Source organism: Staphylococcus devriesei, from assembly GCF_002902625.1.
Taxonomy (GTDB): Bacteria; Bacillota; Bacilli; order Staphylococcales; family Staphylococcaceae; genus Staphylococcus; species Staphylococcus devriesei.
Genome location: NZ_PPRG01000010.1, coordinates 27,076 through 42,841, shown reverse-complemented (window position 1 = coordinate 42,841; position 15,766 = coordinate 27,076). Strand labels below are relative to the sequence as shown.

Genomic DNA, 15,766 nt, shown 5'->3' with positions numbered 1-15,766 from the left:
GAAATTGTGAAATCTAGCATGATTAACTTGTCGACAATTGTTAATTTTTTGCCAGTTATCTAAACTACTAAGGGATAACTAAACTAGCTAGAATATTCATTAATAAAAACTATAGAAAGAAGAGTCAAAATTATGTTAGTTCAAACATTTAACCCTTTTGATAATTTAGTGTTATCCAGTTTGATAGCAGCAGTACCAATTATCTTGTTTTTACTATGTTTAACCGTTTTTAAAATGAAAGGTATCTATGCTGCCATCACAACATTAGTTGTTACATTAATTATTGCAGTTCCATTCTTTAAATTACCAGTTGGTATAGCTTCTGGTGCAGTTGTTGAAGGATTCTATCAAGGTATTATTCCGATTGGTTATATCGTAATGATGGCTGTTTTACTTTATAAAATCACTCAAGAATCTGGTCAATTTAGTACTATCCAAGACAGTATTACTAGTATTTCTCAAGACCAACGTATTCAATTGTTATTAATTGGGTTCGCGTTCAATGCGTTCTTAGAAGGTGCAGCTGGCTTTGGTGTACCAATTGCAATATGTGCACTATTATTAGCTCAATTAGGCTTTAGACCTTTGCAAGCCGCAATGTTATGTTTAGTAGCTAACGCAGCTTCTGGTGCATTTGGTGCTATCGGTATTCCAGTAGGAGTAGTAGATACACTCCACTTACCAGGCGATGTTCATGCAATGGGTGTATCACAAACATCTACATTAACTTTAGCAATTATTAACTTTTTAATTCCATTCTTATTAATCTTTATTATTGACGGATTTAAAGGTATTAAAGAAACATTACCTGCTATTTTAGTTGTATCAGTAACATATACAGTATTACAAGGTTTACTTACAGTATTTAGCGGTCCAGAATTAGCTGATATTATCCCACCATTAGCTACAATGGGTGCATTAGCTTTATTCTCAAGAAAGTTCCAACCGAAAAATATTTTCAGGGTTCAAAAAGATGCCAAACCTGAACCAGTCAAACATCATAGCGCTAAAGAAATTGTCTATGCATGGAGCCCATTCGTTATCTTAACTGTTATCGTTATGATTTGGAGTGCTACATTCTTTAAAAACTTATTCTTACCAAATGGCAAATTAGCTTCATTAGTGTTTAGCTTTAACTTGCCAGGTACATTTAGTGAAGTAGCACATAAACCAATTACGTTAAGTCTTAACTTTATCGGACAAACTGGGACAGCAATTCTATTAACGATTATTATTACAGTATTAATGGCTAAGAAAGTTAGCTTTGGAGATGCTGGTCGTCTATTCGGAGTAACTTTCAAAGAATTATGGTTACCAGTCTTAACAATTTGCTTCATCCTTGCTATTTCAAAAGTAACAACTTACGGTGGCTTAAGTGATGCTATGGGTCAAGGTATTGCGAAAGCTGGTAATGTATTCCCAATCTTATCACCAATTTTAGGTTGGATTGGCGTATTTATGACAGGCTCAGTTGTTAACAACAACTCATTATTCGCACCAATTCAAGCCTCAGTTGCTCAACAAATTGGTACAAGTGGTTCATTACTTGTAGCTTCTAACACAGTAGGTGGGGTAGCTGCGAAATTGATTTCACCACAATCAATCGCAATCGCTACTGCAGCAGTTAAAGAAGTAGGTAAAGAATCAGAATTACTTAAAATGACATTACGTTATAGTATTGGATTATTAGTCTTCATTTGTATCTGGACATTTATCCTTTCACTAATATTATAATAAAAGCTCTATCAATTAACATGGCGTATATACCAAAGCGTAGAGGGGATTCATCATTGAATCCCCTCTACGCTTTTATTTTAGAATATCTATTTAATTTCTATTAATTGCATTAATGAATTTGGTATAAATCGCATCTGAAGAATAATTGGCTACGGTGTCATGACCTTGTTGAATCATCTCTTGCATCTCATCAATATGGTTTATGGCAATATCAATATATTTAGCTAGAGAGCCGGGATCGCTATAATTAGCTAAATAACCATTTTCTCCGTGTGATAGGATACTAGCGGGGCCAAGGGTATCTTTGAAACTAATTACCACGTTATCTTGAGCTAACGCTTCTAAAACTACCATACCGAAACCTTCATTCCTAGAAGGTACCACGGTAACTTTACTTTGAGCTAACTTCCTATTCAATTGAGGCGTTGCTGGATGAATAGTAATTAAATCATTAATCTTACTATGTTGAATTAATTGTTCAAGATTCTGACGTTGCTGTCCATCACCATAGATATCTACTTTAAAATGGGCTTGACGTAAATTGTCTTGAATACGTCGGATAGCTTCAATTAAGATATCAAATCCCTTTTCATATTCAAGTCTGCCAGCACTAATAATGTTATTCGACTTAGGTAAATTAAGCTTTTCAACATTAATTATATTAGGTACTGTATAAACCGGTGTATCAATCAATTGTTCATAGTGTTGTCGATCGGTTGAAGTTAAAGTTGTTATGATATCTAAATCGTTATAAGCTTTTAAGATTTCTTCTTGGTAAGCTTTAGGATGTGCGTCTAAATTCATATGTTCCATGCCTATAGTGAGTACACGCGTATGATGATATTTTGAGATTAAGATGTTAAAACTAGCTCTTGTTCCGACTAATACATCGGTATCGACATGTTGGATTGCTTTTATCATTTTATGTTCTACATATTTTGAAAATTGATTCAACCCGGGTTCATATTGCGACAATTGTTTAGGTTTTAAGAATGGTGTGTACGTGTTCAAACGATTCATCATAATTGAGATAATATTTTGAGGTTTCACACGATAGTCAATTAAAGTTTTAATATGTATAGCATCATTAACCTCGAAATAGGGTTTATCTTGCGCTTGAAAAACTGAGATGATGTTGACCTTATGTCCTTTATTGGAAAGGGTATTAGCAAGTTCTGTAACAGCCTTAACGGTACCGCCCATTGCATAGATATTATGTATTAAAAAAGTAAATGATTTCATAGTTACACTCCAAATTAGTCATAATATAAAATTATAGCATGTAATCAACCACAACTAATAGAAATGCGTGATCATAAACGAGTAAGTAAATGATATTGTGACATTAAAATGTACTAAGTTTTTAATTTATGCAAGAATTCGTATAAACACTTTTTTCGTAAAGAAATTATGTATATAATTAAGTTAGTTATTAAAAATCGGTTAAGTCCTTTAAAAACTATGTTAAAAATTTTTACAAGCTAAAGAAAGCGTTTTATTTTACTATGCCAAAAGTTTATACTTATTGATTAAAGATGTGATTATAAAAAAGGGGGACTGTATTGTTATGACTATACAACATAGCAAAACAGATGTCATCTTAATTGGTGGCGGAATTATGAGCGCAACATTAGGCACACTACTTAAAGAATTATCACCAGATAAAGAAATTAAAATTTTTGAAAAATTAGAACAATCTGGGGAAGAAAGTTCAAATGTATGGAATAATGCAGGAACAGGACACTCTGCATTATGTGAATTGAACTACACTAAAGAAGGTAAAGATGGCAGCGTAGATATTGAAAAGGCAATCAAAATTAATGAACAATTCCAAGTATCAAAACAATTTTGGGCGCACTTAGTACGAACTGGCCAATTAGAAAATCCAAGTAACTTTATTCAATCTGTCCCACATATGAGCTTTGTTAAAGGTATTTTTAATGTTAAGTTTCTTAAAAATCGAGTACAAGCATTAAAAGAAAATATTTTATTCGAACATATGGATATTACTGAAGATCGAGATAAAATCGCCGAGTGGGTTCCACTAATGGTAGAAGGTAGAACATCAAATGTGCCTATAGCTTTATCTCGTGATGAAACAGGAACAGATGTTAACTTCGGGGCACTTACAAAAAAATTAATCTCTAACTTAAAAGAACGCAACGTAGAAGTATCTTATAAACAAGAAGTAGAAGATATTAAAAGATTAGATAATGGCAATTGGCGTGTTACTGTGAAAGATTTAAAAACTGGCGATAAACACGTATATGATTCAGAATTTGTCTTCATTGGTGCAGGGGGCGCAAGCTTACCACTTCTCCAAAAAACAGGCATTAAACAATCTAAACATGTAGGCGGTTTCCCAGTTAGTGGTTTATTCTTACGTTGTACAAATCCTGATGTAATAGAGAAACATCATGCAAAAGTATACGGTAAAGCCAATGTCGGTGCGCCACCTATGTCGGTGCCACATCTTGATACACGCTTTGTAAATGGAGAACGTTCATTATTATTTGGACCATTTGCTGGATTTTCACCTAAATTCTTAAAAACAGGTTCAAATTTAGATTTAATTCGTTCTGTAAAACCTAATAATTTATTAACGATGCTTTCAGCAGGCGTGAAAGAAATGAAACTAACTAAATATTTAGTATCACAATTAATGTTGTCTCATGAAGACCGTATGAATGACTTACGTGTCTTTGTCCCTAATGCGAAAGATGATGAATGGGAAGTTGTGGTTGCCGGTCAACGTGTACAAGTCATTAAAGACACTGAAGATTCTAAAGGTAACTTACAATTCGGTACAGAAGTTATCACATCAGATGACGGTTCTCTTGCTGCCTTATTAGGTGCGTCACCAGGAGCGTCAACTGCAGTAGATATTATGCTGGACTTATTACAACGTTGTTATGAGTCTGAATTTAAAAATTGGATTCCAAAAATTAAAGAAATGGTACCATCATTTGGTCTGAAATTAACAGAACATGAAGATGTGTACCGCGCAGTTAATAAAGAAATTCAAAAATATTTAAATGTAAAATAAATATAAAGCAGATAAAGATAGGACAGTTATATGACACATGTCCTATCTTTATTTGCTTTTTCAATGCTTCTTATTTGCAAGTTGTTTATTAATTTCCGCCACGTATTTCTTATTTTTGTAATAATTAAAAACCCAAATAAACAAATAAATAACAATAAATTCTACAGTGAAAGATAATATATTAGATAAATTCGGTGAGAACCAACCAGCTAAAATTCCTATAGCTAATAGACCAATATAACTACATAAAAAATGTAGTAGGGTTGCACGAGTAATGCTCCAATCAGTTTGAGTGAAAATTAAGCTTGTGAAATAAAACAATATGCCAATCGATATCCATAATACTATTGCGATAACCATAACTATAGGTTCACTTAAATGTTGATAATAAAATTGTCCCATTGCTGAATTAGGAGACAGAGGATAATATTGATTACCTGCGAATAAATAACTAAATAGAATAGACAAGACTAATCCTATTAATAATGGAATACTAGTAAACTTATAAAATTTCATCATAACGCTAATCTCTCCTTTATTGATTTTAAGAATCGTCTATAGGAGTAGGTATAATCTTCATTCTTCAAATACATTCTAATAAGTCCATTAGGCTCAAGAAGTAATTTCTCAATCATCTCAATATTAACGATTTCAGATTTCGAAATTCTAATAAATGATGTAGGTAATTTCGCTTCTAATTCATATAAGCGATCTTTTAGTTTAAATTGTTGCCCATCTTTAAGTGCAATGACTTGGTTTTTATGAGTACGAAAGCTAGTTATCGTTTTAACCTCTAATACATAAATTTCATTATCTAATTTACCGTAAATCTGTGTAAGTTTATCTAAGTTTTCAACTTGTGAAACAATCTGTTGAACTTCCTCATCAAATTGAGGCGCGTGGATTGCTAAGTATTTTTCTTTTTCCTCTGGAGCTATAAACAGTTTAAGTTTCATTAGGTTACCTCCTCCTCAATATTATTAAATCATTAATATTATTGCTTTTTTATGAAAATGAGTAAACGGTAGTAATTAAGAAGCAAGTGGAAGAATAATGAAGATAAAATAAAAAGTGGAACAGTGAAATCATTGAAATACAACAAGATTTCTGTTCCACTTTTAATATTAAACTATTTTAATCAAATGATTTATCGTTATTTAATTCAATCATAAATGTTGTGCCATCCTTTTCTGTACTTGTTACTGAGATGGTACCATCATGTAATGAAATAATTGATTGGGTAATAGCTAATCCTAATCCGTTACTATTATCTTGTGCGTTCAACTTATAAAATCGTTCGAATAGGTGTGCTCGTGCTTCGCTTGGAATCTTATGACCTTCATTATTTACAGTAAATTGAATGGTATCTTTTTCAACTAAAAGTGTGACTTCGATTGCACTTCCAACTGTAGAATATTTAATTGCATTCTGAATTAAATTTGAAAATGCTTGATGTAATAAACGCATATTTCCTTGGAAATAAACTTCATCTAAATTAGATAATAGCATTAAATCTTTATCGTCAATGGCGTATTGTTCATGGCGAATGATATCTGTAATCATTGAAGTTAAATGAATAGAATCGTTAAATTGAATATGGTTAGCGTTATCAAGTTCTGATAAGAGCAACAATTCTTTCGTCAAATTACTAAGACGTGTAACTTCGTTGTGAATTTCATTGATATAATTTTCACGCTTTTTATAAGAGGACGTTTGTTCTAAGTCAGTAAGTAACCGTTGAATATGGGTTAAAGGCGTTTTAATTTCATGTGAAACATTTTGAACGAAGTGTTGTCGCATATCATCCAGCTGTTTTAGTGATTGGCGCATAGTATCGAAACGGAATTGTAGCGTGCCAATTTCGTCTTGACGTGTTTGTTTAATTGATGTTTCAAAGTCACCGTGCATTAAACGTTCGGTAGCAGCTTTCAATATTTTAACTGGTTTAATGATTGAATAGGTTGAAGCAATAACTAAAGAAATTGAAATAATGAGTAAGCATACTAATATAACAACTAAAAAGGTACGGAACTCACTAAACGTCTCACCAATATCTGGACGCATAAAGACTGCAATTGGCTTATTATTATGTTCAAATCTCAAGCCAACTGTATTGTCAGTTTCATTATCGAAAAAGCCTGTTACGAATAATTCAAACGGTTTGTCTTTTATCCCGTGGTACTCTTCGCCTTTTAATACTCGGTCAATAGCTGATTTTGAAATATTATTTTGTCGAAAAGGTTCACCGTAAAACATCGTATCATGATGCTTATCAACTATCATGATTTGATAATTCATATGGCCTAAATGATTGAAATATACATGAAAGTCATTTGAAGTTAGTGAGTCGTTATAAGCACGCGCATCTTTAAGTGTGCGCATTATTTTAGCATCATTTTGCTCTTTTAAATTAAAGTGATAATAAACGTTTGCAAATAAGAAACTGACCAATGCGCTAAATAAAATAACAGTAATCGTATAAATTGCGATACGTGTATATAATGATTTAAACATGATAATCTACCTTATATCCTTGTCCACGTACGGTTTGTATTTCAATATTAGCTTGTAGTTTAGACAATCTTTGACGTAATCGTTTAATATGCACATCAATAGTCCGCTCATCTCCTTCATAATCAAACCCCCAAATCTTTTCAATTAACGTATTTCTCGTGAAAATCTGTTTTGGATTACTGCTTAGTAAATAGAGCAATTGAAATTCTTTAGTAGGTAAATTCATCTTTTTAGACGCTACACTGACTTCCATATATTCTTCATTGAGTGAGACGTTTCCTATATTAATTTCACTTTGAGCATTAATTTTATAGCGACGAAGTACAGCACGAATACGGAAGAGCAATTCTTTCACTTCAAATGGTTTGGTTACATAATCATCTGTACCGCTTATAAATGCACGTTCTTTATCTGTTAAAGCATCTCTAGCAGTCAACATAATCACTGGTAATTCATAACTTTCTTTTAATTCTTGGCATAAAGCAAAACCATCCATGCCACCCATCATGATATCTACGACTGCTATATCAACTTGATTATGACTTAAATAATCAAGGGCAGCTTCCCCGCTAGACTGTGTAATCGTACGAATACGATCGGCTTCGAGATGATGTGAAACGTAATGTAATAGTTTAGGATCGTCATCTACAATTAAACACTTTACCATGCTTCTCTTACTCCTTTTTTTAAAATTATTATACGTAACCATTTTTAAAATACAAATATTTCTAAAGTTCATATTCAGTTCATATTCTACTACTAAACTACAAATTGAAATAGTAATGGGGAGGAATTAAAAAATGAACTTAGCATGGAAGGAAATGAAATTTTATAAATTCCGTTATATCTTAATCATGTTAATTATCTTTTTATTAGGTATCATGGTGTTATTTATTAGCGGTCTAGCTCAAGGGCTAGCTAGAGAAAATGTATCTTTCTTAAGTAATATGCCTGCGCAAAAATATGTTATGCAAGATACAAAAGAACCTAAGTTGGAAAGCTCGCAACTCAGTGATAAACAACAATCTAAAATTGAAGGTCATGTTAAACAACAACCGACTAAGATTGGCGCACAAACAATAAAGATTAAAAACCAAGAGGAAGATATTACAACGTTAAGTACGCCAAAAAAATTATACCCTTCACTAAAAAGTGGTTCATATCCAACTAAAGATAATCAAATTGCAATTAATAATAAATTGACAAGCGAAGATATTAAAGAGGGAGATTATGTAACGTTCAAAGGGCATAATGAACGTTATCAAGTTAGTGGTATTATTGACGATTCAATGTATTCACATAGTTCAATGGTCTTAATGTCATCTAAAGGTTTTAACAATATGAATAAAAAAGCCTCAACATTTTATCCTGTAAAACAACTGAGCGATAAAGATGAACAAAAATTAAATTCAATAGATGGTGTGAAAGTAGTAAATGAAGAGACGCTAACAAATAATATTCCAAGCTACCAAGCTGAACAAATGCCATTAAATCTAATGATTATTAGTTTATTCGTTATAACGGCGATTGTACTAAGTGCGTTTTTCTACGTTATGACTATTCAAAAAATACCACAAATTGGCATATTAAAAGCAATTGGAATTAAAACAAAACACTTATTATTATCACTTATACTTCAAATTATTTTTACTACTATGATCGGTGTAATTATCGCACTTGCTATCATTTTACTCTTAAATTTAGTAATGCCAGTATCAATGCCATTCTATTTAAGTAACAGCAACGTCATTTTAATGGTAGTGATGTTTCTAGTTGTAGGCTTTATTGGCGTATTATTATCATTCATTAAAGTGGTAAAAGTTGATCCAATTGAAGCGATTGGAGGAGGAGAATAATGACATTACAACTTAAACATATTACAAAAAGTTTTGGTAAAGGTGAAGCTAAGACTTCAGTATTAAAGGATGTAAACTTGGAAGTTGAACGTGGAGAATTTGTTATTTTAAATGGCGCTTCAGGTTCAGGAAAATCTACGTTATTAAATATCTTAGGTGGCTTGTTAACTCCTACAGAAGGTGATGTTTTATATGACCAACAGCCTTTATTTTCAAAAGAAAAAAATAATACGTTACTTCGACTAAACGACATTGGTTTTATCTTTCAATCTTCACATCTGGTTCCATATTTACCAGTTAAAGAACAACTAAGTAGTGTAGCGAAAGAAGCAGGTCAAAAGTCTAAAGTAGCACTTAAACATGCAGAGGAATTACTTACAGACATTGGTTTACAACATCGCTTTGATGCATACCCTCACATGTTATCTGGTGGGGAAAAGCAACGTGTCGCAATTATGCGTGCGTTTATGAATAATCCTAAAATCATCCTTGCAGATGAACCGACAGCAAGTTTAGATGCAGAGCGTGCTACAAGCGTAGTAAAAATGATTAAACAACGTATTAAAGATAATAATATGGTAGGTATAATGATAACGCATGACAAACGCTTATTTGAATATGCAGATCGTATGATTAAACTGGAAGATGGTAAAATAACGAATTAAATCAAAAAAACGGCGATGTCTATCGATGAGGGTAGACGTCGCCGTTATTTTATATGCTTCTATATTGTTGAGTTAACTGCTCTATAAGTTAATTAGAGTAATATATAAAGTGCAGAAAAGAATAGAACTGCAAAATAGACTGTGAGTAATAATTTATATTGATACATCAGTGCTAAGAAGTCACGAATTAATGCGATATCAAAGAAATGATAAGGCGTATGGCTTCCAATGCCATCAGTTCTTAATTTAATTTTTTGTGCGAATCGCAAAGCTCTCAATATATGAAATTGACTCGTAATACATAACATCTTGGTAGATTTATTAAAACGAGATGAAATAATCTCTTTAGAAAATGAAAAGTTTTCATAAGTACTTGTAGACTGTGATTCCATAATAATTGAAGATTTAGGAACACCATGAGTGATTAGATAGCGTTGCATTGCTAAGGCTTCAGAGATAGGTTCATCAAGTCCTTGACCTCCGCTCACTAAAATTTTGCATGTTGACGATTGTTTGTTAAAGACGGCAAGTGCTTTATTAAGTCTGTCAGCTAACATAGGAGTTACTTGTTCTGTAAAGATACCAGCACCTAGTACTATGATTAAATCGTATTTTCTTTTACTAGTAGTACGTCCAAATGCAGATGACCAAACCATGTAAATGAGAAAACTATAACAAGCACTAAAAGTGATTAAAGCTAACCATAAAAAAATACCATTCACAATTGGAAGCGGGGCGGTACTAATATAGAGACAAATGATAAGAAATAGAATTACATGCAGTATATGTTTAATTATGTTTCTTAGGAAGTGAAGCCCCTTTTCAAAGGTAAAGAGATGATAATGTTTAACTATCAAACCAATAAGTGACACGGTAGCAATAATAATTAAATTGATGGGTAAGGTTCTTGTTAATAAATCAGAAATAGTAATGATAAAACACGATATAATCGTAATAATAAATGGTGGTAGAGAGAGTAACCAAGATATGTTAAATAAAACGGCAACTAAGGTTAATACTACAATTATAGAAAGTATCGTTATGAACATAGTCAAAACCTCTTGTTTATTGATATCTTTAAATGTAATGGAAAGCGTCACATTTTAGCAACTATTAACTCTATATAATGGTTTTCAATAGGAAGGTTTATTGTTATTATTTAACAGAATATAAGAAAGATATTTTAGTGAAAAGAGCCGAGGAGTTACGTAATGAGTAGAATTTCAAAAAATCATATTGAATTTATGAAACGTTTTATCGATGATACAAATACTTTAACCGCTAAATTACTTAAAGATCAACAGAGTAAATATGGTATCTCGATGGAACAGTCGAATGTCTTGCGTCTGTTAAGCAATCATCATACGCTATCGATAACTGAAATCACCGAGAAACAAGGCGTTAATAAAGCAGCAGTGAGCCGTCGAATTAAAAAATTGATTGATGGAGGTTTTGTGGAATTATACAAATCTGGTAACGACATCGATCAACGTTTGAGGTACGTGACCTTAACAGATAAAGGACGCCAGTATACAGAAGAAAATAAAGAAATAGTGAGTTCTATCGTTAGCGATATTGTCGGTGATTTATCGACTAAAGATATTGAGCAAGCTTTAAGTATTCTCTACATTATAGATGAGAGAGTAAAGAAATTTAATGCAAATATTTAAAAATTAATATATAAAATCATTGATATATAAAACCATTTTCCAAGAATAGAGTATAATTAAAACCAGAAATAAACATAAAATTATTTAAATTAATAGAACTATAAGGAATGAATATTATATAATAGAATACATATTAAAAATTGGAATCTATTAGTTCGAGAATAGATAATTTAAACCTCAGGTAGGGGAAGTTGGTGATTCAATGAAGTTCTGTCCAAATTGCGGAGAAAAAACTGACGACGATAAGGCAAATAAATGTTCAGATTGTGGGAAAAGCTTTAAAGCTAAAAATGTTCAAATGAAACAACATACTCCCCCTCAAACAAATCAATCTAATATAAAAATCAGAAAGTTTATTCCTTGGGCTATTGTTGGTTTTATTATTATTTTATTGGTTATAGTCTTTGTACTAGTAAGAAATTACAATTCTCCAGAAGCGCAAACAAAAATTCTCGTCAATGCGATAGATAATAATGACTCACAAAAAGTAGCTACACTCATGAGTACTAAAGCGACACATATCGATTCGGAAGAGGCGAATGTGTACATAAATTATATTAAGAGTGAAGTAGGAATGAAGAAGTTTGTACGTGACATTCGACAAACAGTTGAAAAGCTTAATAAAAGTGAAGCTAAGGAAGCTACATATTTAAAAACGCGGGCGGGTAACAATTACTTAAGAGTAAGTAAAAATGGCACTCGATTATTCATTTTCGATAATATGAATTATACTGCGCCAACTAAAGAAGCGATTGTAAAACCTAAACTAGATACTAAATATGAATTTAGAGATGGCGGAAAAGATAAAACAGTTGGTGCAGAAGGAAATAAAACAACGTCTATTGGTAAATTTATCCCAGGTATTTATTCTATTGATGCTAGAAAAGAAACAGAATATGGTCAATTTACTGGCCAATTGAAATTTGATTTTAGATATGGGAAAAGTGATACCGTTGAAGTTAATGAGAACTTTAATGAAGCATTATTGACAGTGAAATTAAAAGGTAAAAGCGATCTAGATGAAGATTCGCTCAAAGTTAAAATAAATGATAAAGAAATGGATTATTCAACTTCAAGAGAGTATGGTCCATATCCTCAAAATAAAGATATAACGGTTTCTGCTACAGGAAAAGTAAAAGGTAAAACATTTAAATCTGAAAGTAAAACTATGAAAGCAAGAGATTTGGGTAATATTAATAGCGCTATCTTAGAATTTGATGATGAAGCAATTAATGATTATATTATTGAGAAAGAAAAAGAAGAGAATAGTCTAAAAACTAAGTTGAGTAACTTTTTTAGTAACTATGCTTTATCGTTAAACTCAGCTATTACTCAAGGCAACTTCAGTTTAGTGAATACATTCTTAAAAGAAGATTCAAAGATTTATAAAGGACTCAAAAATGAATTAAACTATTCTAAGGAATTATCTAATCCTCAAATCCTAAACGCTTCTCAAAAAGGAGATAAAATTAAGGCTGAAGTACAAGAAACGAATGAATATGGTCAACTAGAAAATACTACCTATGAATTGACGGAAGATAGTGATAACGGAGAACTTCAATTAGTTAATTCAAATTAGGAGTGGGAGAAGTGGCTCTAACGTGGGCCCCTCCCACTCTTTTATATAGATAAAAGGGTGAAATTTAAATGAATATAGAGCAGAAAAATAATAAAAACTCGTTATTATTTGTTGTAATCTTAGGTGCATTAACCGCTATAGGTGCATTGTCTATAGATATGTTTTTACCAGGTCTACCTGAAATTAAAAATGATTTCAGCACAACGACGGCAAATGCACAATTAACTTTATCGCTATTTATGATTGGTCTTGGTTTAGGAAATTTATTCGTAGGTCCTATTTCAGATAGTGTAGGACGTAAGAGACCACTGATTATTGCGTTAGTTATTTTTACATTAGCCAGTTTAGGCATCGTCTTCGTACATCATATTTGGTTGATGGTCTTTTTAAGATTTGTACAAGGATTTACTGGCGGCGCGGCAGCTGTTATTTCAAGAGCGGTTGCTAGCGATATGTATCATGGCAATGAATTGACTAAGTTTTTAGCATTACTCATGCTTGTAAATGGGGTAGCTCCTGTTATCGCACCGGCATTAGGTGGTCTCATATTGAGTGTCAGTGTATGGCGAATGGTCTTTATTATCTTGACCATTTTCGGTGTATTAATGGTAGTTGGTTCGTTATTTAAAGTACCAGAATCACTTGCGGTTGAACAGCGTGACTCTAGTGGTATAGGAGTCATTTTCAAAAACTTTAAAAGTTTATTAACAACACCACGCTTTGTCTTACCGATGTTAATTCAGGGTGTCACTTTTATAATGCTATTTAGTTATATTTCAGCTTCACCATTCTTAGTTCAGAAAATTTACGGTGTGTCTCCACTCCACTTTAGTTGGATGTTTGCTGGAATTGGCATTACGCTCATCATTTCAAGTCAACTGACTGGAAAATTGGTTGATTATTATCATCCGCAATTATTATTACGCGCTTTAACGATGGTTCAAATTGTAGGTGTAATTGTAGTTGCGTTAACTTTACTAAATCACTGGCATTTTGCTTTCTTAGTAATTGGTTTTATTATTTTAGTGGCTCCGGTTACGGGTGTAGCTACATTGGGATTCTCGATTGCTATGGAGGAACGTACGACTGGAAGTGGTAGTGCATCAAGTTTATTAGGTCTATTACAATCTCTTCTAGGAGGCGTGGTGACTCCTCTCGTTAATTTAAAAGGGGAATATGATAGTTCGCCTTATATCATTATAATTAGTATCACGGCTATCTTATTAATCATCTTACAAATTTTAAATATTAGTGTATTTAAAACAAAAAAGAGAGCGTGACAGAAATCTAGGGAGCGGGGTAAAAAACTAGAGGCTGGACCATTATTATATTAATGGCACAGCCTCGCTTTTTACTATAATCTCTTCTATTATCTTTGTACTTTGATAGTGTTCGCTAATAATATATTAGCCACTTCTTCCGGACTTTCTTTACAACCATCTCTTAACCAAGTTAGAATAACGCCAACTTGTCCACTCATTGTATAGGTAATGAAAAAAGATGTATTGTTAATTGTAGTTTTATTCTCTCCTAAGACCTTATTATAATAACTTCTCGTGATATTTAAATATTCATGTACAAGATCTTTATTAGGGTGAGTGATAAAGATTGCGTGATAAAAGGCTTGTTTCCGATAAATATATTTTAATATAATTCTAAAGAATTGATAAACTTTGTCTGGATTTTTCTTAATACTCTCGAAATTCCATGAAAAAGCCTTAAGTAAGTTCTCATACTTAGTTAGATGGTAATTTTGTAGTTTAGCCAATAAATCATATTTATCTTGATAATTGTCATAAAAGGTTGACCGATTTACATTACTATTTGCACAAATCATTTTAATAGAGATACTTTCAAATGGATATTCTTCTAATAAATCAATTAAGCTTTTAATGATTCTGTATTTTGCTTTTTGTTTCATAACGTCACCTATTTTATTCGTATCTTCAATTTGCCAACAATTTTATATTAATTGTTGGTATTTTTTTTAATCGCATACGTCTATAATATTAAAAGTGATTTTGAAAAGCAAATAGGAGGAAATGTTCAATGAAGAAAATGGTGTTAATTAATATCATAACAATTATCTTTTTAGTTGTTGTTGGTATTGTAGGCTTTATGTTATATCATAATGCGACAAGCTATATAACAACTGATAACGCAAAAGTTGATGGTAATCAAATTAAAATTTCAAGTCCTGCATCAGGGCAAATTAAATCTTTTGACGCTAAACAAGGCGACAAAATGAAAAAAGGCGACAAAGTTGCTGAGGTAAGTGGTCAAAGCCAAAGCGGTGAATCACAAGATATGGAAATCAAAATGCCTCAAAACGGTACAATCGTTAAAACTGACGGTATGGAAGGTTCAGTTGCTCAAGCTGGCTCACCAATTGCTTATGCTTACAATTTAGATGATTTATATATTACAGCAAATATTGATGAAAAAGATGTTAGCAGTGTAGAAAAAGGCGACAAAGTTGATGTATCAATCGACGGTCAAGATTCTGACGTTGATGGTAAAGTTGAAGAAGTAGGCCAAGCTACTGCAGCAAGCTTCTCATTAATGCCTTCATCTAACACTGACGGTAACTATACTAAAGTATCTCAAGTAGTACCTGTTAAAATTTCTTTAGATTCTACACCATCTAAAAACGTTGTTCCTGGAATGAACGCTGAAGTTAAAATTCATAAAGATTAAGG

The 15,766-nt window shown here is 32.2% G+C and carries 15 protein-coding genes; 8 read left to right on the top strand and 7 right to left on the bottom strand.

The genetic code is table 11. From position 1 onward, the window contains the following. Nucleotides 1-132: 132 nt before the first annotated feature. Entirely contained in the window at nt 133-1,734 is a 1,602-nt protein-coding gene (locus CD147_RS01985) for an L-lactate permease (RefSeq protein ID WP_103165775.1), read from the top strand. 93 nt (nt 1,735-1,827) lie between these two features. On the opposite strand, the gene CD147_RS01980 is transcribed toward CD147_RS01985, so the two are convergent. Beyond that, entirely contained in the window at nt 1,828-2,979 is a 1,152-nt protein-coding gene (locus CD147_RS01980; RefSeq protein ID WP_103165774.1) for a glycosyltransferase family 4 protein, read from the bottom strand. A 325-nt stretch (nt 2,980-3,304) separates the two neighbouring features. Between CD147_RS01980 and mqo the strand changes: the two genes are divergently transcribed. After that, a complete protein-coding gene (gene mqo / locus CD147_RS01975; RefSeq protein WP_103165773.1) occupies nt 3,305-4,783 on the top strand; it encodes a malate dehydrogenase (quinone) in 1,479 nt (492 codons plus the stop codon). Between the two features lie 60 nt (nt 4,784-4,843). Here mqo and CD147_RS01970 read toward each other — a convergent pair whose 3' ends face one another. The 4 genes from CD147_RS01970 to CD147_RS01955 form a co-directional block, all read right to left on the bottom strand. Further along, complete coding sequence (locus CD147_RS01970) at nt 4,844-5,302, bottom strand: DUF3021 domain-containing protein (protein ID WP_103165772.1); 459 nt, start codon at nt 5,300-5,302, stop codon at nt 4,844-4,846. Further along, complete coding sequence (locus CD147_RS01965; protein ID WP_103165771.1) at nt 5,299-5,739, bottom strand: LytTR family DNA-binding domain-containing protein; 441 nt, start codon at nt 5,737-5,739, stop codon at nt 5,299-5,301. The genes CD147_RS01970 and CD147_RS01965 overlap by 4 nt, the downstream gene beginning before the upstream one ends. Before the next feature lie 178 nt (nt 5,740-5,917). Next, nucleotides 5,918-7,297, bottom strand: coding sequence for a sensor histidine kinase (locus tag CD147_RS01960; RefSeq protein ID WP_103165770.1), 1,380 nt, complete (start codon nt 7,295-7,297; stop codon nt 5,918-5,920). Then, nucleotides 7,290-7,964 carry a response regulator transcription factor gene (locus CD147_RS01955; protein ID WP_103165769.1) on the bottom strand — a complete coding sequence of 225 codons (675 nt, stop codon included), beginning with the start codon at nt 7,962-7,964 and terminating at the stop codon, nt 7,290-7,292. Before CD147_RS01955 ends, CD147_RS01960 begins: the two co-directional genes overlap by 8 nt. Before the next feature lie 133 nt (nt 7,965-8,097). On the opposite strand from CD147_RS01955, the gene CD147_RS01950 reads away from it, so the two are divergent. Together CD147_RS01950 and CD147_RS01945 are read left to right on the top strand one after the other, a co-directional pair. Further along, nucleotides 8,098-9,153: an ABC transporter permease gene (locus CD147_RS01950; protein ID WP_103165768.1), complete on the top strand. Its 1,056-nt coding sequence runs from the start codon at nt 8,098-8,100 to the stop codon at nt 9,151-9,153. Continuing rightward, nucleotides 9,153-9,818 (top strand): ABC transporter ATP-binding protein, encoded by a 666-nt coding sequence (locus CD147_RS01945; protein WP_103165767.1) that lies wholly within the window; start codon nt 9,153-9,155, stop codon nt 9,816-9,818. The genes CD147_RS01950 and CD147_RS01945 overlap by 1 nt, the downstream gene beginning before the upstream one ends. 92 nt (nt 9,819-9,910) lie before the next feature. Here the strand turns inward: CD147_RS01945 and CD147_RS01940 are convergent, their stop codons facing one another. Next, nucleotides 9,911-10,867, bottom strand: a complete 957-nt coding sequence (locus CD147_RS01940; RefSeq protein WP_103165766.1) for a YdcF family protein — start codon at nt 10,865-10,867, stop codon at nt 9,911-9,913. Nucleotides 10,868-11,029: 162 nt separating this feature from the next. Between CD147_RS01940 and CD147_RS01935 the strand changes: the two genes are divergently transcribed. The 3 genes from CD147_RS01935 (at nt 11,030) to CD147_RS01925 (ending at nt 14,347) form a co-directional block, all read left to right on the top strand. Continuing rightward, on the top strand, nt 11,030-11,488 hold the full coding sequence (locus CD147_RS01935; RefSeq protein WP_103165765.1) for a MarR family transcriptional regulator TcaR: 459 nt from the start codon (nt 11,030-11,032) through the stop codon (nt 11,486-11,488). 202 nt (nt 11,489-11,690) lie between these two features. Next, nucleotides 11,691-13,067: a membrane-associated protein TcaA gene (locus CD147_RS01930; protein WP_103165764.1), complete on the top strand. Its 1,377-nt coding sequence runs from the start codon at nt 11,691-11,693 to the stop codon at nt 13,065-13,067. A 68-nt stretch (nt 13,068-13,135) separates the two neighbouring features. Continuing rightward, the gene (locus tag CD147_RS01925; RefSeq protein ID WP_103165763.1) at nt 13,136-14,347 is read left to right on the top strand and encodes a putative multidrug effflux MFS transporter TcaB; all 1,212 of its coding nucleotides are present in this window, start codon (nt 13,136-13,138) and stop codon (nt 14,345-14,347) included. 89 nt (nt 14,348-14,436) lie between these two features. Here the strand turns inward: CD147_RS01925 and CD147_RS01920 are convergent, their stop codons facing one another. Further along, nucleotides 14,437-14,988 (bottom strand): TetR/AcrR family transcriptional regulator, encoded by a 552-nt coding sequence (locus CD147_RS01920; protein WP_103165762.1) that lies wholly within the window; start codon nt 14,986-14,988, stop codon nt 14,437-14,439. Between the two features lie 128 nt (nt 14,989-15,116). On the opposite strand from CD147_RS01920, the gene CD147_RS01915 reads away from it, so the two are divergent. Next, nucleotides 15,117-15,764 (top strand): HlyD family secretion protein, encoded by a 648-nt coding sequence (locus CD147_RS01915; protein ID WP_103165761.1) that lies wholly within the window; start codon nt 15,117-15,119, stop codon nt 15,762-15,764. Nucleotides 15,765-15,766 lie beyond the last annotated feature (2 nt).